Here is a 16,480-nt window from a genome sequence, read left to right as displayed (position 1 = left end):
TCTTCGGCCACAATCCGCCCATGCGCGCCCAGGCCGACCTCCTCCAGACACTGCAGCTGGCCTTCGGGCTGGCCCCGGTCGGGCTGTGCGTCTCGCGGGACCGCGTGGTGGCGGTCTGCAACGAAGCTTTCGCGGCGATGTTCGGCTATGAGCCGGGCGAACTGGTGGGACAGCCGCTGGCGCCGCTGTACCCTTCGCCGGACGAGTTCGACCACGTGGGGAACCTCGGCCTGCCCGTGATGCGCGACACCGGCGTCTACAGCGACGAGCGGATCATGCGGCGCAAGGACGGCTCCCTGTTCTGGTGCCATGTGGCGGGCCGCGCGCTGGACCGGCTCAACCCGTTCGCCTGCGCGGTCTGGATGTTCGAGGACATCTCGCGCCGCCGGCCGGTGACCGCCAGCCTGACGCTGCGCGAGCGCGAGATCGCGCAGCAGCTGGCGACCGGCGCCACCAGCAAGCAGATCGCCCGCGCGCTCGGCATCAGCCCGCGCACCGTGGAGGCGCACCGGGCTCGCCTGATGAAGAAATTCGCCGCCGCGACCAACGGCGAGCTGGTGGCCCGGCTGGTCGGCGGCGGCTGAGGGGGGCGGCCGCTATCGCGGGATGGCGATCGTGCCTGCCGTGGCGGTGATCGCGTTGCCGGCGGCGGGCGCGGCCGCGATCGGCGGCACGTTGGCGCTGGTGATGGCCGGCGCGGCACCGGGCGCGCCGCCCCGGGGCGTCGTGCGCACCACCTGGCTCGGCGGCAGGGCCGCGCCGCTCTTCAGGCGGGCCCACATCAGGTCCATCGCCTTGACGAAGTAGGCGTGGACCGGCACGAACAGCGTGTCGTACCCTTGCACCCCGCCGCCGGTGGCGTTGGGCAGGAAGGCGTCGAAATGCTGGCCGTTCTCGATCTCGTAGTAGCGCAGGTTGCTGGCGGCACCTTCCACCTTGGAGTTGAAGGCCACATAGGCGCGCGACGAATGGTTCACCGGCACCAGGGTGTCGCTGCGTCCGGCGACGATGACGACCGGCTTGCGGTGCAGGTCGCCCGTCAGCAGCACCTCGCGCATGCCCGACTGGACCCGCTGGCTGGCGGCCTGGACCGCGGCCGGGAGCGCGGCCCCGGTGACGGTGTCGACGCCGGTGACCAGGTTGCGCAGGCACAGCATGCCGTCCAGCGCGCCGTCCATCCGGTTGGTCGACGGCGACACGCCCAGGTGGTAGAGCCTGGCGCCGCCGACCGAGTCGTTGTAAATCACGTCGCCGCCGGAGTTCAGGCCGTTGCTGGTGGCGAACAGGATGTTCCTGGAGGCCGCCTGCGGCGCCACGTTGCCGGCGGCGTCGACGTTGGCGAGGCTGAAGCCGCAGACGTTGTCGGCGACCGAGAACCTGCCGTACGCCGCCACGTAGCCGTAAGCGACGTACACGTCGGCCAGCCGGTAGTGCGAAGCGTGCAGGGCGTTGCCCAGCGGATCCGTCCAGCCGTAGGCCTGCAGCTTGGCCAGCGCGGCGTCGGCCTGCTGGGCCGTCGTCGTTCCGCCGACCAGGCCCTTGTCCGCCAGGCTCTGGCACCGGTTGGCCGCGATCGTTTGCAGTTCCTGGCCGCCGACCTGGGTCAGCGCGCTGCCCAGCGGCGCGGTGCCGAAGCCGAACCAGCCGGGGCGGGTGCCGTTCGGCGCCTGGGCGTTGACCGAGATCGCCGCGCACGGCTCGTAGAGCATCCGGTAGGTGAAGTAGTCGATCAGCGGCTTGCCGGCATTGGCCACCGGCGCGCCGGCGAACTGCACGCTCACGCCGGCCATGCTGTTCGGTTGCGCGCTCGGCTCGGCGACCGCCACCGCGTCGATCAGCCCTTCCTGGTCCTGCTCCGCCGCCTGCAGCGACTCCGCGCCGCCGTTCGAGATCGACGAGGCGATCACCAGCGTGTTGTCGGCGGTGAAGGTCCTGAGCTTGCGGCCGCTGTCGCCATAGGCGGCGCCATGTTGCTCGTTGAGTGCCCACAAGGCGAAGCGGACGCTGTCCAGCACATTCCGGCCCCAGTCCTTCTCCGGGTTCTGCTGGGAGTGCACGTGCTTGTAGGCGATCCGGTTGGGGAACGCGCTGTTGAAGGCCGCCAGCGCCGCGCCGGCCAGGTCGGAGGCGAACGACGCCAGGCTGCCGGCCGCCGAGCGCGCCACCAGGCGGCCGTCCATCAGGTTCACCTGGTCGGCCGCCAGGTCGTGGTACCCGGTGCCCTTGCCGGCGTCGGTGTAGGCGACGGCGCAGCCGCGCTTGAGGCCCCATTCGCCGGCCGAGCCGATGGCGCCGTAGACGCCGCGCGACCCGGAAGACGGCGCCGTGATGATGCACGGGCTGTTGCGGTCGAAGCTGTCCGGAATCTGGACCATCAGCGTGACGTTCTTCCTGCCGCTGCCGTCGTCGGCATAGGCCAGGTATTCCTTGCCCGCGATCTTGCCCTCCGAGGCCGTCACGGTGCCGTCGACGGCGACGTTGGGGCCGTACAGCGTGCCGTAGCCACCGGCGGCGGTGATGTCCAGCACCGCGCGGTAGTTGGTGTAGATCGCGCGCCGGCGCAGCTCGGCGGCGGTCGGATTGGCGGGGTCGGCGAAGCCCGGTGCGGCCCCGGCCAGGCCGCTCTTGCCCAGTCCGGCGGTGAGGAGGTCGTTCGTCGCGCCGTCGTAGCTGGCCGGGCCGGCCACGCTGCCGATGCCCGGGGGCAGCTCGTTCAACGCGGGCGAGCCGCCCCCGCCGCCGCAGCCGGTCGCCAGCAGCACGGCGGCGCCGGCGGCGACTGTCACTTTGCTCTTCCAGAGTCGTCTCATCCTTGTCTCCCATGTCGCCCGGACTGTCCCGGAACCTGGCCGACGCGGCCGAGCGCCAGGGTAGTGAGGGCGCGCCGCGGCGCCATCGGGAAAAGCGAGCGCGTGCTTCTACGCTATGGCACCGGACCCGGCCGGCCGCTATCGTCCGGGACGTCCCAATTCCCGTTCCGCGTGCGATGAATCTCGCGCATTCTCTCCAGCGCATCGCGCTGTGCGATCCCCGCCGGCCGGCGCTCTTCGAAGGCGAGCGGCAGCTGCGCGACTACGGGGCCCTGGCCGACCGGGTCGCCCGGCTCGCCGCCGCGTTCCGCCAGCACGGCCTGGCGCCCGGCGACCGCATCGCCATCTTCATGCACAACCATCCCACCTATCTGGAGCTGCTCTACGGCGCCTGGTGGGCCGGCCTGGCGGTGGTGCCCGTGAACGCCAAGCTGCACCTGCGCGAGGCGCAGTGGATCGTGGACCATGCGCAGGCGAGCTGGGCCTTCGTCACGCCCGACATCGGCGCCGGCCTGACGGCCCCCGGGCGGGTGATCGACGCGACCGGTCCGGCCTACGAGTCGCTCCTTGCCGCCGCGCCGTGCGAGATCGTCGACCGCGCGGGCGAGGACCTGGCCTGGCTGTTCTATACCAGCGGCACCACCGGCCGGCCCAAGGGCGTGATGCTCAGCCATCGCAATCTGATGACGATGGGCCTGACCTATTTCGTCGACGTCGACCCGGTCGCGGCCGGCGACGCCATCCTCTATGCCGCCCCGATGTCCCACGGCGCCGGCATCTACGCCATCCCGCACATGATGGCGGGCGCGCGCCACGTGGTGCCGGCGTCGGGCGCCTTCGATCCGGCGGAAATCTTCGGCCTGGCCGCCAGCGTCGGGAGGCTGTGCTTCTTCGCGGCGCCGACCATCGTCAACCGACTGGTGGCGCACGCGCAGGCCACCGGCGCGGACTGCAGCGGCTTCAAGACCATCGTCTACGGCGGCGCCCCCATGTACACCGCGGACGTCGAGCGGGCGATCCAGGTGATGGGTCCGCGCTTCGTCCAGATCTACGGCCAGGGCGAGAGCCCGATGGTGATCACGGCCCTGGCCCGATCGCAGCTGCTGGACCGCGCGCACCCGCGGCACGCGCAGCGGCTGGCGTCGGTGGGCGTGGCGCAGACGCCGGTGCAGGTGCGCGTGACCGACACCGAGGGCCACCCCTTGCCGGTGGGCGAAGTCGGCGAAGTGCTGGTGCGCGGCGACACCGTGATGACCGGTTACTGGCGCGACCCGGCAGCGACGGCGGCCGCGATCCGCGACGGCTGGCTGTTCACCGGCGACATGGGCGCGCTCGACGCGGACGGCTTTCTGACGCTGAAGGATCGCAGCAAGGATGTCCTGATCAGCGGCGGCTCCAACATCTACCCGCGCGAGGTGGAGGAGGTGCTGCTGCTGGCCCCGGGCGTGGCCGAGGTCGCGGTGGTCGGCGCGCCCGATCCCGAATGGGGCGAGGTGGTGGTGGCGTTCGTCGTGCCGCAGGCCGGCCACCCGCCGGACCCGGCGGCGCTCGATGCGGTCTGCCTGGACCACATCGGCCGCTTCAAGCGGCCCAAACGCTACGTCTTTGTCGACGCGCTGCCGAAGAACAACTACGGCAAGGTGCTGAAGGCGACGCTGCGCGAGCAGCTGAAAGGAGAACCACGATGAGTGAGGCGAGCTTGCAGGGCCGGCGCGCGCTGGTCACCGGTTCGGTCCAGGGGATCGGCCTGGCCATCGCCCAGGCGCTGGGCCGGCAGGGCTGCAGCGTCGCGCTGCACGGCCTGGCCACTCCCGCGCAGGCCCAACAGGCCCGGGCCAGCGTGCTCGCCAGCGGCGCGCCGGCAGTCGAGGTGTTCACGCACGACCTGCGTGAGGCCAGCGCCGTGCAGCAGCTGATGGAGGCGGTGCTCGCCGCGCCGCTGGACATCCTGGTCAACAACGCCGGCATCCAGCACACCGCCGCGCTGGCCGACATGCCGCGCGCCCGCTGGGACGACATCATCGCCATCAACCTGTCGGCCGCCTTCGACACCATGCGGCTGGCCCTGCCGAAGATGGCGCAGCAGGGGTACGGGCGCGTCGTCAACATCGCCTCGGTGCACGGGCTGGTGGCGTCGGTGAACAAGGCGCCGTACGTGGCGGCCAAGTTCGGGCTGGTCGGCATGAGCCGGGTCGCCGCGCTCGAGTACGCCAGCACCGGCAGCCGCGCCAGCGGCGGCGTCACCGTCAACTGCATCTGCCCGGGCTGGACCGAGACGGCCATCATCCAGCCGCAGATCGATGCCCGGGCCGCCGCGCTCGGCGTCGGCCGCGAGGACGCGGTGCGCGATCTGCTCAAGGAGAAGCAGCCGAGCCTGCGCACTTCGCTGCCCGACGAGATCGCACGGGTCGTGTGCTGGCTGTGCGAGCCGGCGGCCCACAACCTCACCGGCGCCGCGATCCCGGTCGACGGCGGCTGGACGGCGCAGTAGGGCTGGCGATCGCCCCCGGCGGGCCGACCGCGGCGGGGCGGCCCGATCGCAACCTCGGACGGACGGGGCTCGAACGGCGCGGGCCGAAGGCTGCGGCGGCGCCGGTGCGCGCTTTTGCGCGCGCGGACGGTGCGGGTACATTCACTGACCGTGCCAAGCTTCGATACCCCTGCCGCGACCGCCGCCGCGGCGCCTGACGGCCTGCCCGCCCCGGCCCGCTACTGGGCGATGCTCGTGATCATCCTGGGCATCACGCTCACGGTGCTCGATGCCTCGATGATCAACCTGGCGCTGCCCGGCATCGCCCGCGATCTGCGGGCGGCGCCCTCGGATTCGATCCTGGTCGTCAACGCCTACCAGATCGCCACGCTGGCCCTGCTGCTGCCGTGCGCCGCGCTCGGCGACCGGTTGAGTTACCGGCGGGTCTATCTGGTCGGCATGGCGGTCTACGCCGCCGGCTCGCTGGCGTCCATGCTGGCGCCCTCGCTGCCGGTGCTGATCGCGGCGCGCGCGCTGCAAGGTCTGGGCGCCGCCGGCATCATGGCCGTCAACCCGGCGCTGGTGCGCCTCACCTATCCGGCCCGCATGCTGGGGCGCGGCATCGCGCTGAATTCCGTGGTCGTCGCCACGTCGGCGGTGGCCGGGCCGTCGGTGGCGGCGGGCGTGCTGTCGATCGCGAGCTGGCACTGGCTGTTCGCCCTGAACATCCCGCTCGGACTGCTGCTGCTCGCGCTCGGCACCCGGGCCCTGCCGCGCAATGTCGCCCGCGCCGCGGCGCCGGCGCGGCTGCGCATCCCGGACGTCGTGCTCAACGTCCTGTTCTTCGCGCTGATGTTCGTGGGCATGAACATGCTCAGCGGCAGCCCGGGCCAGTCCTCGCACAGCGCGCCGCCGCTGGCGGGACTGGCGGTGCTCGCGCTGGGCCTGGCGATCGGCGCGTTCTACGTGCAGCGCCAACGCAAGGAGGCGCTGCCGCTGTTCCCGGTCGACCTGCTGCGCATCCGGGTCTTCGGCCTGTCGATGCTGACGTCGATCTCGGCGTTCGGGGCCCAGGTGCTCACCTTCATCGCGCTGCCGTTCCTGATGCTGGACGTGTGGCACCTGAGCGCGCTGCACGCCGGGCTGCTGCTCACGGCGTGGCCGTGCGGCGTCGTGATCGCGGCGCCGCTGGCGGCGACGCTGATCGGCCGCTACCACGGCGGCGCGCTGGCCGGCGCCGGCCTGGCGCTGCTCTGCGTGGGGCTGGCGTTGCTGGCCCTGATGGCCGGCGCACCGTCCACCGCGCAGATCGCCTGGCGCCTGCTGGTGTGCGGCTTCGGCTTCGGGCTGTTCCAGTCGCCCAACAACCACACCATCGTCACCAGCGCCCCGCTGCATCGCGCCGGCGCCGCCAGCGGCATGCTGGCGACGGCGCGCATCGCCGGCCAGACCACCGGCGCGGTGCTGGTGACGCTGATCTTCTCGCTGGCCGGCACGGCCGGCGGCCGCGGCCCCCGCGCGGCGATCGGCCTGGCCGCGCTGCTGGCGGCCGTCTCCGCGGTCTTCAGCGCGGCGCGGGCGCGCAAACCCCAGCCCCAAGGAGCGGCATGAACCAGTCCGACCTCGTCACCATCCGCAAGGCGCAGGCGCGCGATGCCGACGCCATCGCCGAATTCAACCGGGCCATGGCGCTCGAAACCGAAGGCAAGGCGCTGCTTCCCGAACTGGTCGGCGCCGGCGTGCGGCGGCTGCTGGCGGACGCTTCGCTCGGCTTCTACGCCGTCGCCGAGCACGAAGGGCGGGTGATCGGCTGCCTGATGGTCACCAACGAGTGGAGCGACTGGCGCAACGGCCTGTTCTGGTGGATCCAGAGCGTGTACATCGTCGCCGGGTGGCGCCGGCGCGGCGTCTACCGGCGCCTGTACGACTTCATCCGCGACCTCGCGAGCCGCGAGCCCGGCATCTGCGGCTTCCGGCTGTACGTGGAACGCGAGAACATGGTGGCGCAGCACACGTACGCCGCGCTGGGCATGGCGCCGACCGACTACCTCATCTACGAGGAACTGAAGCCCGGCGTGCGCTACTTCGACGACCGCGGCTGAGGCGGCTGAGGCGGCTGCGCCGGTGGCGCGCCGCCTGGCGGGCGGCTCCCATCCGCCTGCGTTCGGCTAGGGACTAACCCGAGCCCCCCTGTCGGAGGCCGGTCCCAGGCCGATAACAGGGGTTCAGGGGCGGGCAGGGGCAAAAATACCTAACCCGGGTTACGCAACGACGCACAACGGACGCAGGGGCCTTTCCGGCACCTGACTTTCCCTGCGCCGCTTCCTGACGCACGCCACCGCGTGCGCAAGTCGTTCCTGTTCGCGCCCGCCGTCGGCGGCGCGAACAGGCAGCAGGAAGGGGACCGCGGCGGCAGCGAGCTGCGCCGCCGCGCAAGGAGGAAGACATGAACAACTGGAAGATTGGCACCCGGGTGGGCGCCGGATTCGCGCTCGTCCTGGCCTTGCTGGCGCTGCTGGCGGCCACGGGCGTGTTCGGATTGCAGCGCGTGGGCACGGCCACGCAGGACATGACGGCGCACGCCCTGGTCAAGGAGCGGCTGGCGCACGACTGGCTGCTGGGCACGACGTCCAACAGCGTGCGGACGGTGGCGCTGGTCAAGAGCGACGCGGCCGCGCTGCAGGGCTACCTGCAAAAAGAGATAGACAAGACCTCGGCCAGCATTTCGCAGACGCAGAAGAAGCTCGAGGCCCTCATCGACTCGGCGCAGGAGCAGGCGCTGCTGGCGACCATCGGCGAGCGGCGCCAGCGCTACGTCGCCGCGCGCAATGCCATCCTGAAGCTGAAGACGGCCGGCAACGACGCCGAGGCGGCGCAGCAGACGGAGAAGCTGATCCCGCTGCTGGACGCCTACGTGAACAGCATCGAGCAGATGCGCGACCTGCAGAAGTCCAGCATCGACGCGACGGCGCAGGCGATCGGCGAGACCTTCCATGCCGGGCGGACCCAGATCGTCGGGCTCGCCGTGCTGGCGCTGCTGGCCGGCGTGGCGCTGGCATGGCGGCTGACGCGCGGCATCACGCGTCCGCTGCGGCAGGCCGTCCAGCTGGCCGAGGCGGTGGCGGCCGGCGATCTGACCAGCCAGGTGCAGGTCCAGTCGCGCGACGAGGTCGGGCAGCTGATGCAGGCACTGCAGCACATGAACGGCAACCTCGCCAGCCTGGTGCGGCAGGTGCGGGGCGGCACCGACGCGATTGCCACCGCCTCGGGCCAGATCGCGACGGGCAACCAGGACCTGTCGCAGCGCACCGAGGAGCAGGCCAGCTCGCTGGAAGAGACGGCGGCTTCGATGGAGGAGCTGACCGGCACCGTCAAGCAGAACGCCGACAACGCGCGCCAGGCCAACCAGCTGGCGCAGTCGGCCTCGGAAGTCGCGGTGGCGGGCGGCTCGCTGGTGGAGCAGGTGGTCGGCACGATGGGGGCGATCGAGCAGTCGTCGCGCAGGATCGTCGAGATCACCAGCGTGATCGACGGCATCGCGTTCCAGACCAACATCCTGGCGCTCAACGCCGCGGTGGAAGCGGCCCGGGCCGGCGAGCAGGGCCGGGGCTTCGCGGTGGTGGCGGCCGAGGTGCGCAGCCTGGCGCAGCGCTCGGCGGCGGCGGCCAAGGAGATCAAGGCGCTGATCGACGACTCGGTCGGCAAGGTCGGCGCCGGCACGGAACTCGTCGGCCAGGCCGGGCAGACGATGCAGGCGGTGGTCAGCAGCATCAAGCGCGTCACCGACATCATGGGCGAGATCGCCGCGGCCAGCCAGGAACAGACCTCGGGCATCGAACAGGTCAACCAGGCGGTCACCCAGATGGACCAGGTCACGCAGCAGAACGCCGCGCTGGTGGAGGAGGCGGCCGCGGCCGCCCAGGCCATGCGCGAGCAGGCCTCCAGCCTGGTGGCGGCGGTCAGCGCGTTCCGGCTCGACGCCGATCTGCAGGCCGCGCAGGCGATCGGGCAGGCGCAGGCGGCGACCAGGCGCGGGCAGCCGCCCCGCCTGCCGCAGCCGGGCCAGCCGGCCAAGCCCGGCGCGCGCCACCAGCGGCAGGTCGCGGCCGCGGACGCGGACTGGGCCGCGTTCTGAGCGGCCCCGCGGCTGCACCAGCGTTGACGCTCGACGGTCCGTGCTGGCGCCGGTGAGCGTGCGCTGCCGGCCGGCGCCGATGCCACAATGGCCGGCGCGGCATCCCGGCCGCGCCGAGAGAACGCCATGCCGAACACCGCCGCCGACCAGTACCAGGAGATCCGCGACGCCGTGCGGGCCTTGTGCGCCGAGTTCCCGCCGGAGTACCACCGCCGCATCGACCAGCAGCGCGCCTACCCGGAGGCGTTCGTCGCCGCGCTGACCAAGGCCGGCTGGCTGGCCGCGCTGATCCCCACCGAGTACGGCGGCTCCGGGCTCGGGCTGGCCGAGGCGTCGGTGATCATGGAAGAGATCAACCGCAGCGGCGGCAACGCCGGCGCCTGCCACGGCCAGATGTACAACATGGGCACGCTGCTGCGCCACGGCTCCCCGGCCCAGAAGGCGCTGTATCTGCCCAAGATCGCCTCGGGCGAATGGCGGCTGCAGGCTATGGGCGTGACCGAGCCGACCACCGGCACCGACACCACCAGGATCAAGACCAGCGCGGTGCGCCGGGGCGACCGCTACGTGGTCAACGGCCAGAAGGTCTGGATCTCGCGCGTCCAGCATTCCGAATGGATGATCCTGCTGGCGCGCACCACGCCGCTGGCCGAGGTGACGAAGAAGTCGGAAGGCATGTCGATCTTCCTGGTCGACCTGCGGCAGGCCGAGCGCAGCGGCATGACGGTGCGGCCGATCGCCAACATGGTCAACCACGAGACCAACGAGCTGTTCTTCGAGAACCTGGAGATCCCGGCCGAGAACCTGATCGGCCAGGAGGGCCAGGGCTTCCGGTACATCCTGGACGGCCTCAACGCCGAGCGCACCCTGATCGCCGCCGAATGCATCGGCGACGGCCACTGGTTCATCGACAAGGTGAGCGCCTACGCCCGCGAACGGGTGGTGTTCGGCCGGCCGATCGGGCAGAACCAGGGGGTGCAGTTCCCCATCGCCGAGAGCTACATCGAGGTCGAGGCGGCCAACCTGATGCGCTTCAGGGCCTGCGAGCTGTTCGATGCGCACCGGCTCTGCGGCGCCGAGGCCAACATGGCCAAGTACCTCGCGGCCAAGGCCTCGTGGGAGGCGGCCAACGCCTGCATCCAGTTCCACGGCGGCTTCGGCTTCGCGCACGAGTACGACGTCGAGCGCAAGTTCCGGGAGACGCGGCTGTACCAGGTCGCGCCGGTGTCCACCAACATGATCCTGAGCTACGTGGCCGAGCACCTGCTCGGCCTGCCGCGCTCCTTCTGACCGCCTCCATGACCGCCAGCCAGACCCGGCCGCTCGACGGCCTCCTCGTGGTTTCGCTCGAACACGCCATCGCCGCGCCGTTCTGCACCCGCCAGCTCGCCGACCTCGGCGCCCGCGTGATCAAGGTCGAGCGGCCCGGCGCCGGCGACTTCGCGCGCGGCTACGACGCGCGCGTGAAGGGCCTGGCTTCGCATTTCGTGTGGACCAACCGCTCCAAGGAGAGCCTCACGCTCGATCTCAAGCAGCCGCAGGCACTGGCCGTGCTGGGCGAGCTGCTGGCGAAGGCCGACGTGCTGGTGCAGAACCTGGCGCCCGGCGCGGCCGCGCGCATGGGGCTGGGCTACGCCAGCCTGCACCCGCGGCATCCGCGGCTGGTGGTGTGCGACATCTCGGGCTACGGCGAGGACGGCCCGTACCGCGACAAGAAGGCCTACGACCTGTTGATCCAGAGCGAGGCGGGCTTCCTGTCGATCACCGGCACGCCGCAGGCGCCGAGCAAGGCCGGGATCTCGGTGGCCGACATCGCCGCCGGCATGTACGCATACAGCAGCATCCTGTCGGCGCTGCTGCTGCGCGGGCGCACCGGCGAAGGCAGCCACATCGACGTGTCGATGCTGGAGGCCCTGGCCGAGTGGATGAACTACCCGCTGTACTACGCCTTCGAGGGCGCGGCGCCGCCGCCGCGCACCGGCGCCGCGCACGCCGCCATCTACCCCTACGGGCCGTTCGCCGCCAACGACGGCGGCACCGTGGTGCTGGGGCTGCAGAACGAGCGCGAGTGGAAGATGTTCTGCGAGGTGGTGCTGCAGGACGCGGCGCTGGCGGCCGACCCGCGCTTCGACAGCAACGCCGGCCGCAACCAGCACCGGGACCAGCTCGGCGCGATCGTGCGCGAGGCGCTGGCGGCGCTGTCGACCGCCGAACTGGTGGCCCGGCTGGACCGGGCCCAGATCGCCAACGCCCGCATGAACGACATGGCCGGCCTGTGGGCGCACCCGCAGCTGGCCGCCCGCCAGCGCTGGTCGACCGTCGGCACGCCGGCCGGGCCGGTGCCGGCGCTGCTGCCGCCCGGGCGCGTCAGCAGCTTCGACTACCGGATGGACCCGGTGCCCGCCGTCGGCGAGCACACGCGCGACATCCTGCGCGAGCTGGGACGAAGCGACCTGCAGATCGCGCAGCTGCGGGCCGGCGGGGCGATCTGAAGGCCCCGCCGCGGGCGTCACGGGCCGCGCTGGTTCGCGCCCGGCGTCGCCGGCGCGCCGTGCTGCCCGCTCCAGTAGGTCTCCAGCCGAAAGCGCTCGGCCGCGTACAGGTTGGCCGACAGGGCCAGCACCCGGCCCTGGCGGTCCAGATACGAGCGGCGCATGTGCAGCGCCGGACTGCGCGCCGGCACTCCCAGCAGCCGGGCGGCGGCGGCCGGCATCAGCGTGGCCTCGATCCGCTGGCGCACGGCGTCGATCTTCTGGGCGTGGTGCTGTTCCAGCATCGAGTAGATGCTCATGTGGCGGCCGCGCAGCCGCATCACGATGTCGGCGAATTCCGGGCGCAGGTAGACCCGGGTGAACGAAATCGGCGGGCCGCCTTCGAGGGCGTGGCGGAAGGCCTCCACCTCGAGCCAGCGCGAGCCTTCCTCGCAGCCGAGCGCCTCGGCCAGGGCCGCGTCCGCCACCAGGTGGCGCGAGCCCAGCACCTCCAGCCGGGTGGCGGCGGTGTAGGCGACCAGGTCCTGCGCCGTGCCCAGGCCGGCGACGTAGGGCCGCGGTTCGGTGGTGGAGCAGACCACCGTGCCGCGGCCGGGCTGGCGCGAGATCTGGCCGCTGTCGGCCAGCTTGCGCGTGGCCTCGCGCACCGTGTGCCGGCTGACGCCGTAGGTTTCGGCCAGCTGCTTTTCCGGCGGCAGCAGCGAGCCGACCGCGTACTTGCCGCTGGCGATGTCCTTCAGGATGCGCTCGCGCAACCAGGCATAGCGCGGCTGCGCCGGTTTGGCCGGCCCGCGGGTCGGCACGCCCGGCCCCTTGCTACTGGCCGGCGATCGCATGGGGCAGGTACGGCGCCTCCAGCAGCGCCGTCTCCTCCGGGGTGAGCCTGACCGCCAGGGCGGCGACCGCGTCGTCCACGTGCTCGGGCTTGGACGCGCCGACGATCGGCGCCGTGACGCCGGGATGGTCGGCCACCCAGGCCAGCGCGATCCGCGCCATGGGCACGCCGCGCTGCGCCGCCAGCTGCGCCACGCGCTCGGCGACGGCGCGGTCGGCATCGGCCGTCGCGTCGTACAGCATGTGGCCGAAGTCGTCGCTTTCGATGCGGGCCGTGGCCTGGCCCCACGGCCGGGCCAGCCGGCCGCGCGCCAGCGGGCTCCAGGGCAGCACGCCGATGCCCTCGTCGCGGCACAGCGGCAGCATCTCGCGCTCCTCCTCGCGATACAGCAGGTTCAGGTGGTTCTGCATGGTCACGAAGCGCGTCAGGTGTCGCCGCTCGGCGCTGTGCAGCGCCTTGGCGAACTGCCACGCGAACATCGACGAGGCGCCGAGGTAGCGGGCCTTGCCGGCCTTCACCACGTCGTGCAGCGCCTCCAGCGTCTCCTCGATCGGCGTGTGCGGGTCCCAGCGGTGGATCTGGTACAGGTCGACGTAATCGGTGCCCAGGCGCTGCAGGCTCTGGTCGATCTCGTGCAGGATCGCCTTGCGCGACAGGCCGGCGCCGTTGGGCCCGGGCTTCATCCGGTTGAACACCTTGGTGGCGATCACGACCTCGTCGCGTTTGGCGTACTCGCGCAGCGCCGCCCCGACGATCTCCTCGCTGCTGCCGTCGGAGTAGCTGTTGGCGGTGTCGAAGAAATTGATGCCGGCCTCCAGCGCGTGGCGGATGATCGGCCGGCTGCGCTGGGCGTCCATGGTCCATGGATGGCGCCCGCGGCCGGGCTCGCCGAAGGTCATGCAGCCCAGGCAGATGCGCGACACCTTCAGGCCGGTGCGGCCGAGTCTGACGTAGTCCATGGTGGCTCCTCTTCCCTTGCGGGCAACAAGACGGGGTGGGCGCCGTCGGTCAGGCGGTAGCTGGCCAGCACCTGCCGCACGACCTCGCGCCGGCTGATTTTCCCCTGTGCGTTGCGCGGCAGCGCCGCCAGCGTGGCGAACAGGCGCGGCTGCTTGTGCCTGGACAGCACCGCGACCCGCGCCCGCACCGCCTCGGCCCAGCCCGGCGGCGCGGCTTCGGCGACCGCCAGGATGATCTCGCCCCAGTAGTCCGAGGGCAGTCCGGCCACGCACATGGCGCCGGCGCCGGGCAGGCCGGCCAGCAGCGATTCGATCTCGTCGGGGTTGACGCGGTAGCCGCCGGTCTTGATCACGTCGGCCACGCGCCCGAGCAGCACCAGCCGGCCGCGTTCGTCGAAGCAGCCCAGGTCGCCGGTGGCGTGCCAGCCCGCTTCGTGCGGGATCGGGCCGTCGGGCCCGAGCAGCTCGTCGCACAGGTGCTGCGCGCGCAGCCAGACCTGGCCGTCCCGGATCTCGATCGCCACGCCCGGCGCCGGCCAGCCGACACAGGCCCCGGGCGGCAGCGGCTGCTGGGCGAACCAGTCGTTGGTGTCCGCCGCCTCCAGCACCGCGATCGGGTTGAAGCACTCGGTCTTGCCGTAGGTGACGCGCACCACCGGGCCGAACATGGCGCAGGCCTTGGCGTACAGGGCCGCCGGCAGCGGCTGGGTGCCGGTGAAGACGCAGCGCAGCCCCTCGAACCGCTCGCCTTCCAGGGCCGCCGCCAGCTTGGCGATGACCGTGGGCGGCGCGAACAGCGCCTCGACGCCGCCGCGCCGCAGCAGCGTGCGCACCCGGGCCGGATCGACGCCGCCTTCCAGCAGCACCTCGCCGCCGTATTCGCACCAGGCGAAGGTCAGCAGCGACGCGCCATGGGCGAACGGCGTGACCAGCAGCAGGCGCGAGCCGCGCGCCGGCGTGAACGGCAGGGTCGCCCGCAGCAGTTGCTCGGCGATCCAGCGCCGGCCGTGCGAATAGCGCACGCCCTTGGGCTTGCCGGTGGTGCCCGACGTGAAGAGCAGCCGGCCGGTGGCTTCGGCGGGCGCCGCGGCCCATGCCGCCCGGGCCGCCGGCTGCGCCGGCACCGAACCGGGCAGCAGCGCCTGCAGGCCGAGCGCGCGCATCGCGGCCGCCCGGTCGGCGGTGGTGATGACGGTGGCGAAGCCGGCCAGCCGCGCGGCCCAGGCCACCTCTTGGTCCGTGGCGCCCCAGCCCAGCGGCGTGTCGGCCGCGCCGGCCAGCCGCACGCCGTAGGCGCACCACACCGCCTCGGCGCAGTTGGGCAGCAGGATCGCGACCGGCTGGCCGGCGGCGACGCCGCGTGCCGCCAGCATCTCGGCCAGCGCGTGCGCACGGTCGGCCAGCGCCGCGTAGCTCAGCGTGCCGCCGTGCTGCGCGGTCACCGCCGGCGCCGCGCCGAAGCGCGCGGCCAGCCCGCGCAGCTGCGCCGACCAGGGTACGGCGTTCATTTCGCCAGCATCAGCCCGGGCAGCCAGGTCGAGAACACCGGCACGTAGGTGATCAGCGCCAGCAGGCACAGCATCAGCCCGACGAACGGCATGGTGCCGCGCACCACTTCCGCCAGCGGCGTCCGGGAGATGTTGGCGATCACGAACAGGTTCAGTCCCACCGGCGGCGTGAGCAGCGCGATTTCCATGTTGATGGTCAGCACGACGCCGAAGTGGATCGGGTCGATCGCCAGCGGCGCCAGCATCGGCACCACCACCGGCACGATCAGCAGCATCACCGAGTAGACCTCCAGGAACATGCCCAGGATCAGCAGCAGGATGTTGATCGCCAGCAGGAACTGCCAGCCCTGCACGTTCCAGTCCTTGATCAGGGCCACGGCGCGCGCGGTCAGGCCGGTCTCGGTCACCCAGTGGCCGAAGGCCAGCGCCACGGCGATGATGATCATGATCACCGCCGCGTTGCGCACGGCGCCGGCCATCGCCGGCAGCACGTCGACCGGCCGGATGCCGCGGTAGACGAACAGCGACAGCGCGATCGCCACCACCGCCGACAGCGCCGCCGACTCGGTCAGCGTCACGATGCCGCCGTACAGGCCGCCCAGCACGATCACCGGCACCGACAGCGCCGGAATCGCGTACCAGGTGCGGCGCAGCTTCTCGGCGGTCGGGATGTCGGCGGCCAGGGCGTAGCCGGCGCGGCGGCTGAACCACAGGATGTAGCCGGCCAGCAGCGCCGCCTGCATCAGGCCCGGCACCACGCCGGCCAGGAACAGCCGCGGGATCGAGATGTCGGCCAGCACGCCGTAGACCACGAACGCCAGCGAGGGCGGGATCAGGATGCCCAGCGTGCCCGAGGCGCCGACGATGCCGGAGGCGAAGCCGCGCGCGTAGCCGCCGCGCAGCATCGCCGGCACCAGGATCGTGCCCATCGCGATGGCCGTGGCCACCGAGGAGCCGCACATGGCCGCGAAGATGGTGCAGGCCAGCACCGCCACCAGGCCGAGCCCGCCGGGCAGGCGGCCGACCCAGGCGGCCGCGGCGTCGATCAGCGCCCGCGCCACGCCGCCGCGCTCCATGAAGGTCGCGGCGATCACGAAGTAGGGTACCGCCAGCAGGGTGACCGAGTTGAGCTCGTCGATCAGCTTCTGCGCGAACGGCAGCAGGTTGCCGGCGGCGGCGAACATCGCCGCGGCGCTGACGCCCATGGTCAGGTAGATCGGCGCGCCGATGACCAGCAGCGCGAAGAAGAGCAGGGTGACGAATGCGGCCAT

General features: G+C 72.1%; 13 protein-coding genes. 8 read left to right on the top strand and 5 right to left on the bottom strand.

Annotated elements, in window-relative coordinates; translation table 11 throughout:
• Positions 1-20: 20 nt before the first annotated feature.
• Positions 21-584: a LuxR C-terminal-related transcriptional regulator gene (locus VNT59_RS08990; RefSeq protein ID WP_325497992.1), complete on the top strand. Its 564-nt coding sequence runs from the start codon at positions 21-23 to the stop codon at positions 582-584.
• 12 nt (positions 585-596) lie between these two features.
• Here the strand turns inward: VNT59_RS08990 and VNT59_RS08985 are convergent, their stop codons facing one another.
• Positions 597-2,810: a 3-hydroxybutyrate oligomer hydrolase family protein gene (locus tag VNT59_RS08985; protein ID WP_325497990.1), complete on the bottom strand. Its 2,214-nt coding sequence runs from the start codon at positions 2,808-2,810 to the stop codon at positions 597-599.
• 176 nt (positions 2,811-2,986) lie between these two features.
• On the opposite strand from VNT59_RS08985, the gene VNT59_RS08980 reads away from it, so the two are divergent.
• The 7 genes from VNT59_RS08980 (at position 2,987) to VNT59_RS08950 (ending at position 11,907) form a co-directional block, all read left to right on the top strand.
• Positions 2,987-4,498 carry a class I adenylate-forming enzyme family protein gene (locus VNT59_RS08980; RefSeq protein WP_325497989.1) on the top strand — a complete coding sequence of 504 codons (1,512 nt, stop codon included), beginning with the start codon at positions 2,987-2,989 and terminating at the stop codon, positions 4,496-4,498.
• Positions 4,495-5,301: a 3-hydroxybutyrate dehydrogenase gene (locus tag VNT59_RS08975; RefSeq protein ID WP_325497988.1), complete on the top strand. Its 807-nt coding sequence runs from the start codon at positions 4,495-4,497 to the stop codon at positions 5,299-5,301. Before VNT59_RS08980 ends, VNT59_RS08975 begins: the two co-directional genes overlap by 4 nt.
• Before the next feature lie 228 nt (positions 5,302-5,529).
• Positions 5,530-6,891, top strand: a complete 1,362-nt coding sequence (locus VNT59_RS08970; RefSeq protein ID WP_325497991.1) for an MFS transporter — start codon at positions 5,530-5,532, stop codon at positions 6,889-6,891.
• Positions 6,888-7,382 carry a GNAT family N-acetyltransferase gene (locus tag VNT59_RS08965; protein WP_325497987.1) on the top strand — a complete coding sequence of 165 codons (495 nt, stop codon included), beginning with the start codon at positions 6,888-6,890 and terminating at the stop codon, positions 7,380-7,382. Before VNT59_RS08970 ends, VNT59_RS08965 begins: the two co-directional genes overlap by 4 nt.
• A gap of 344 nt (positions 7,383-7,726) precedes the next feature.
• Positions 7,727-9,415 carry a methyl-accepting chemotaxis protein gene (locus VNT59_RS08960; RefSeq protein ID WP_325497986.1) on the top strand — a complete coding sequence of 563 codons (1,689 nt, stop codon included), beginning with the start codon at positions 7,727-7,729 and terminating at the stop codon, positions 9,413-9,415.
• A gap of 126 nt (positions 9,416-9,541) precedes the next feature.
• On the top strand, positions 9,542-10,705 hold the full coding sequence (locus VNT59_RS08955) for an acyl-CoA dehydrogenase family protein (RefSeq protein ID WP_325497985.1): 1,164 nt from the start codon (positions 9,542-9,544) through the stop codon (positions 10,703-10,705).
• Positions 10,706-10,713: 8 nt separating this feature from the next.
• Positions 10,714-11,907 (top strand): CaiB/BaiF CoA-transferase family protein, encoded by a 1,194-nt coding sequence (locus tag VNT59_RS08950; protein ID WP_325497984.1) that lies wholly within the window; start codon positions 10,714-10,716, stop codon positions 11,905-11,907.
• A gap of 17 nt (positions 11,908-11,924) precedes the next feature.
• On the opposite strand, the gene VNT59_RS08945 is transcribed toward VNT59_RS08950, so the two are convergent.
• From VNT59_RS08945 to VNT59_RS08930, 4 genes are read right to left on the bottom strand one after another with little or no spacing between them, the layout of a single operon-like run.
• Positions 11,925-12,710 carry a GntR family transcriptional regulator gene (locus VNT59_RS08945; protein ID WP_325497983.1) on the bottom strand — a complete coding sequence of 262 codons (786 nt, stop codon included), beginning with the start codon at positions 12,708-12,710 and terminating at the stop codon, positions 11,925-11,927.
• A gap of 13 nt (positions 12,711-12,723) precedes the next feature.
• Entirely contained in the window at positions 12,724-13,701 is a 978-nt protein-coding gene (locus tag VNT59_RS08940) for an aldo/keto reductase (protein ID WP_325497982.1), read from the bottom strand.
• On the bottom strand, positions 13,668-15,209 hold the full coding sequence (locus VNT59_RS08935; protein WP_325497981.1) for a class I adenylate-forming enzyme family protein: 1,542 nt from the start codon (positions 15,207-15,209) through the stop codon (positions 13,668-13,670). Before VNT59_RS08935 ends, VNT59_RS08940 begins: the two co-directional genes overlap by 34 nt.
• Positions 15,206-16,480, bottom strand: coding sequence for a TRAP transporter large permease (locus VNT59_RS08930; RefSeq protein ID WP_325497980.1), 1,275 nt, complete (start codon positions 16,478-16,480; stop codon positions 15,206-15,208). The genes VNT59_RS08935 and VNT59_RS08930 overlap by 4 nt, the downstream gene beginning before the upstream one ends.

The sequence above is a fragment of the Ramlibacter sp. genome, from assembly GCF_035554825.1.
Lineage (GTDB): Bacteria > Pseudomonadota > Gammaproteobacteria > Burkholderiales > Burkholderiaceae_C > Ramlibacter.
The sequence above is the reverse complement of the archived record's forward strand: the minus strand, read 5'-3'. Positions and strand labels throughout refer to the sequence as shown.

Excerpts from the sequence above, each read along its gene's own strand:
- VNT59_RS08990 (WP_325497992.1), top strand. The coding sequence starts at position 21 with ATGCGCGCCCAGGCCGACCTCCTCCAGACACTGCAGCTGGCCTTCGGG.
- VNT59_RS08985 (WP_325497990.1), bottom strand. The coding sequence starts at position 2,810 with ATGAGACGACTCTGGAAGAGCAAAGTGACAGTCGCCGCCGGCGCCGCC.
- VNT59_RS08980 (WP_325497989.1), top strand. The coding sequence starts at position 2,987 with ATGAATCTCGCGCATTCTCTCCAGCGCATCGCGCTGTGCGATCCCCGC.
- VNT59_RS08975 (WP_325497988.1), top strand. The coding sequence starts at position 4,495 with ATGAGTGAGGCGAGCTTGCAGGGCCGGCGCGCGCTGGTCACCGGTTCG.
- VNT59_RS08970 (WP_325497991.1), top strand. The coding sequence starts at position 5,530 with ATGCTCGTGATCATCCTGGGCATCACGCTCACGGTGCTCGATGCCTCG.
- VNT59_RS08965 (WP_325497987.1), top strand. The coding sequence starts at position 6,888 with ATGAACCAGTCCGACCTCGTCACCATCCGCAAGGCGCAGGCGCGCGAT.
- VNT59_RS08960 (WP_325497986.1), top strand. The coding sequence starts at position 7,727 with ATGAACAACTGGAAGATTGGCACCCGGGTGGGCGCCGGATTCGCGCTC.
- VNT59_RS08955 (WP_325497985.1), top strand. The coding sequence starts at position 9,542 with ATGCCGAACACCGCCGCCGACCAGTACCAGGAGATCCGCGACGCCGTG.
- VNT59_RS08950 (WP_325497984.1), top strand. The coding sequence starts at position 10,714 with ATGACCGCCAGCCAGACCCGGCCGCTCGACGGCCTCCTCGTGGTTTCG.
- VNT59_RS08940 (WP_325497982.1), bottom strand. The coding sequence starts at position 13,701 with ATGGACTACGTCAGACTCGGCCGCACCGGCCTGAAGGTGTCGCGCATC.
- VNT59_RS08935 (WP_325497981.1), bottom strand. The coding sequence starts at position 15,209 with ATGAACGCCGTACCCTGGTCGGCGCAGCTGCGCGGGCTGGCCGCGCGC.
- VNT59_RS08930 (WP_325497980.1), bottom strand. The coding sequence starts at position 16,480 with ATGGCCGCATTCGTCACCCTGCTCTTCTTCGCGCTGCTGGTCATCGGC.